Origin of the sequence: Paracoccus sp. UBA5162, assembly GCF_002413585.1 — a bacterium.
Taxonomy (GTDB): Bacteria; Pseudomonadota; Alphaproteobacteria; order Rhodobacterales; family Rhodobacteraceae; genus Paracoccus.
In genome coordinates this window covers 4,533-8,750 of sequence record NZ_DHXG01000044.1, presented here as the reverse complement: position 1 = coordinate 8,750, position 4,218 = coordinate 4,533, and the positions used below count along the sequence as shown (strand labels likewise).

The 4,218-nt window shown below is 64.2% G+C and carries 4 protein-coding genes and 1 pseudogene; all 5 read left to right on the top strand.

The annotated features are described in order from the left end of the window. Positions 1 to 459, top strand: a 459-nt coding sequence (locus B4A72_RS05945) for an Hsp70 family protein (protein WP_292978223.1), incomplete at its 5' end; no start/stop codon positions are given. Positions 460 to 538: 79 nt separating this feature from the next. After that, positions 539 to 1,714, top strand: a complete 1,176-nt coding sequence (dnaJ, locus tag B4A72_RS05940; RefSeq protein WP_292959156.1) for a molecular chaperone DnaJ — start codon at positions 539 to 541, stop codon at positions 1,712 to 1,714. 51 nt (positions 1,715 to 1,765) lie between these two features. Then, entirely contained in the window at positions 1,766 to 2,545 is a 780-nt protein-coding gene (radC, locus tag B4A72_RS05935; RefSeq protein ID WP_292959157.1) for a RadC family protein, read from the top strand. A gap of 243 nt (positions 2,546 to 2,788) precedes the next feature. Next, complete coding sequence (gene petA, locus B4A72_RS05930) at positions 2,789 to 3,352, top strand: ubiquinol-cytochrome c reductase iron-sulfur subunit (protein ID WP_292959158.1); 564 nt, start codon at positions 2,789 to 2,791, stop codon at positions 3,350 to 3,352. A 12-nt stretch (positions 3,353 to 3,364) separates the two neighbouring features. Then, a pseudogene (petB, locus tag B4A72_RS05925) lies at positions 3,365 to 4,218 on the top strand (cytochrome b); the annotation flags it as partial.

Here is a 4,218-nt window from a genome sequence, read left to right as displayed (position 1 = left end):
GACAAGGGCACCGGCAAGGAGCAGAACATCACCATCCAGGCCTCGGGCGGTCTGTCCGACGAAGATATCGAGCGGATGGTGAAGGATGCCGAACAGAACGCCGAGGCCGACAAGGGCCGTCGCGAACTGGTCGAGGCCAAGAACCAGGCCGAAAGCCTGATCCACTCGACCCGCAAGTCGCTGGAAGAGCACGGTGACAAGGTGGACGAATCGACCGTCGAGGCGATCGAACTGGCTATCGGCGCACTGGAAGAGGCCGTGAAGTCCGACGATGCCGGCAAGGTCAAGTCGGGCATCCAGAACGTCATGGATGCGTCGATGAAGCTGGGCGAGGCGATCTACAAGTCGCAGCAGACCCCGGACGAGGCCGAGAGCGCGGACGATTCGCCGCGTGCCGCCGATGAAGACATCGTTGACGCCGATTTCGAGGATCTCGGCGACGACAAGAAGCGCGGCTGATCCGGGGCCGCCTCCCTGATCCGGCCCGCGTTCGCGCGGGCCGGACTTGTGTTTCAGGGATCAGGAGACAGGACGAGATATGGCGAAGCGTTGCTTTTACGAGGTTCTGGGGGTCACGCGCGGGGCCTCGGATGAAGAAATCAAGAAGGCTTATCGCCGCAAGGCGAAAGAGCTGCACCCCGACCGCAACAAGAATGACGGTCAGGCCGAAGCGCGCTTCAAGGAGGTGAACGAGGCCTATGATTGCCTGAAGGACGGCCAGAAAAAGGCCGCCTATGACCGGTTCGGTCATCAGGCCTTCGAAAATGGCGGTTTTGGCGGTCGCGGCGGTGGCGGGGGCGGCGCTCATCCCGGCGATTTCGGCTCGGCCTTCGCAGATGTGTTCGAGGATCTTTTCGGCGACATGATGGGTCGCCGCGGCGGCGGTGGCGCCGGCAGTGGCCGGTCGCGGGCGCAGCGCGGACAGGATCTGCGCTACAACCTGCGCGTCGCGCTGGAAGAAGCCTATCGCGGCCTGCAGAAGACGATCACCGTTCCCGGCTCGGTCGCCTGCGACGAATGTGAGGGAACGGGCGCCGAAGGGGCGACACAGCCCGCCGCCTGCCCGACCTGTTCGGGCATGGGCCGCGTGCGCGCCCAGCAGGGCTTTTTCACCGTCGAACGAACCTGCCCGACCTGCGGCGGTCAGGGCCAGATCGTCAAGAATCCCTGCAAGGCCTGTCATGGCGCGGGCCGGATCGAAAAGGACCGGACGCTGTCGGTGAATATCCCGGCCGGGGTCGAAACCGGCACCCGGATCCGCCTTGCGGGCGAGGGCGAGGCCGGAATGCGCGGCGGCCCCGCGGGCGATCTGTATATCTTCATCGAGGTGAAGGAACACGACATCTTCGTCCGCGATGGCAAGATGCTGGCCTGTCAGGTTCCGGTCAGCATGGTCGTCGCGGCGCTTGGCGGCGAAGTCGAGGTGCCGACCATCGATGGCGGCCGTGCGCGGGTCAAGGTGCCCGCGGGCAGTCAGACCGGCCGCCAGATGCGCCTGCGCGGCAAGGGGATGCCGCCGCTGCGCCACGGCGCGGGCGCGGGCGGCGAGGCCGGCGACATGCTGATCGAACTGACGGTCGAAACGCCGGTCAACCTGACCTCGAGACAGCGGGACCTGCTGCGCGACTTCCAATCTGAAAAAGCCGACAACAGCCCGCAATCGTCGAGCTTCTTCAACAAGGTGAAAGGCTTCTGGGACGACATGACCAGTTGATCAGGCCGGCGGTTAACCCTTTTTTCACCGGCTTCGATCCATTCTGCCGGCATGGATTCGAATCGCGCCTTTGGTGAAATGCCGCTGCCTCTGTTTTCGCCCGCCGCCGACGATGTGGCGGGGCCGGTCGCGGAGTTGCGTCAAAAGGACGGCCCGCCGCCCTCTTACCTGGCCGATCACCGCGCCCGCCTGCGCGACCGCTTCCGGCAGGGCGGCGCGGCCGCGATGCCGGATTACGAATTGCTGGAACTGGTGCTGTTCCGCGCCATCCCGCGGCAGGATGTGAAACCTCTTGCTCGTCGACTGATCGAGGTTTTCAAGGATTTCAATGGGGTACTGACCGCCGAACCGGCGCGTTTGCACCAGGTCGAGGGTGTCGGACCGGCCGTGGTCACCGAACTGAAGATCGTCGAGGCGGCGGCGCAGCGCATGGCCCGTGCCAGGATCATGCACCGGCCTGTCCTGTCTGGCTGGGACGCGCTGCTGGATTATTGCCACACCGCAATGGCCCATCGTCCGACCGAGCAATTTCGAGTCCTCTATCTGGACCGCAGGAACGTCCTGATTGCCGACGAGGAACAGGCGCGCGGCACGGTCGATCATGTTCCGGTCTATCCGCGAGAGATCATCCGCCGCGCGCTGGAACTGAACGCTTCGGCGCTGATCCTCGTCCACAATCATCCCTCTGGCGATCCGACGCCCTCGGATTCGGATATCACGATGACGGCCCGCGTGGTTCAGGCCGCCGATTCCATGGGCATCACGGTCCACGATCACCTGATCATCGGACGCTCGCGCGAGATCAGCTTTCGGGCGCAGGGGCTGCTGTGATCGACTGCCCCGACCGGCTGAGACCCCGGCCGGAGGCGCGGCTGCCTGTCGCCGCGGGGCGCCAAGCCTTCGGTCGCGCGCGGCAAAATTCCAACAGATGCGGCGATATGCGCGCTTTTGCGCGGGCTTGACGGCTGGACTGACGCGGAATTGAAGGCTAGAACCGCCCCGCAGAGGCTGCGATCAGACGCGGCCCGGAATGTCGTATCGGCCGGGGTTCCGGCCTGAATTGGAGAATGACCCGTGTCCCACGCAGATGACCACGTCGGCACCCGGAGGGATTTCCTCTATTACGCCACGGCCGGCGCAGGCACGGTGGCCGCCGGTGCCGCCACCTGGACGCTTGTGAACCAGATGAACCCCTCGGCCGATGTCCAGGCCCTGTCCTCGATCCAGGTCGATGTCAGCGGCGTCGAGACCGGCACCCAGTTGACGGTCAAGTTTCGCGGCAAGCCCATCTTCATCCGCCGCCGGACCGAAAAGGAAATCCAGGAAGGCCGCGCGGTCGCGTTGAGCGAACTGATCGATCAGACCGCGCAGAACCCCAATCTTGGCGGCGTCGAACCCGCGACCGACCAGAACCGCACAATGGACGAAGCCGGCGAATGGCTGGTCATGATCGGCGTCTGCACCCATCTGGGCTGCGTGCCGATCGGCAACAACGCGGGCGATTACGACGGTTGGTTCTGCCCCTGCCACGGCTCGCATTACGACACCGCCGGGCGTATCCGCAAAGGCCCCGCGCCCGAGAACCTGTGGATCCCGATCGCCGAATTCATCAACGAAACCACCGTCAAGCTGGGCTGAGGAGGGCAACACATGGCCGGTATCCCGCACGATCCTTACGAGCCCAGAACGGGCTTCGAGCGCTGGCTGCACCGCCGACTTCCGGTGGCAAGCATCCTCTATGACACGCTGATGATCCCCACGCCCCGGAACCTGAACTGGATGTGGATCTGGGGTGTCGTGCTGACCTTCTGCCTTGCGCTGCAGATCATCACCGGCATCGTGCTGGCGATGCACTACACCCCGCAGGTGGATCTGGCCTTTGCCAGCGTCGAAAAGATCATGCGCAACGTGAATGGCGGCTATATGCTGCGCTATCTGCATTCCAACGGCGCGTCGCTGTTCTTCCTGGCGGTCTATCTGCACATCTTCCGCGGGCTGTATTACGGCAGCTACAAGGCTCCGCGCGAGGTGACGTGGATCATCGGGATGCTGATCTATCTGTCCATGATGGCCACCGCCTTCATGGGCTACGTGCTGCCCTGGGGGCAGATGTCGTTCTGGGGCGCCACGGTGATCACCGGCCTGTTCGGCGCCATTCCCGGCATCGGGCCGACGATCCAGACCTGGCTGCTGGGCGGGCCGGCGGTGGACAATGCCACGCTGAACCGCTTCTTCTCGCTGCATTACCTGCTGCCCTTCATCATCGCGGCGCTTGTGGTCGTCCATATCTGGGCCTTCCACACGACCGGCAACAACAACCCCACCGGGATCGAGGTGCGGCGGTCAAGCAAGCAGGAGGCGGAAAAGGATACCCTGCCCTTCTGGCCTTATTTCGTGATGAAGGATCTGTTCGCGCTTGGCGTCGTGCTGATCGTGTTCTTCGCGATCGTCGGCTTCATGCCGAACTACCTGGGCCATCCCGACAACTATATCGAGGCGAATCC

What these genes read in the sequence shown, in the direction of transcription:
- dnaJ (WP_292959156.1), top strand. Translation starts at nt 539, where the DNA reads ATGGCGAAGCGTTGCTTTTACGAGGTTCTGGGGGTCACGCGCGGGGCC.
- radC (WP_292959157.1), top strand. Translation starts at nt 1,766, where the DNA reads ATGGATTCGAATCGCGCCTTTGGTGAAATGCCGCTGCCTCTGTTTTCG.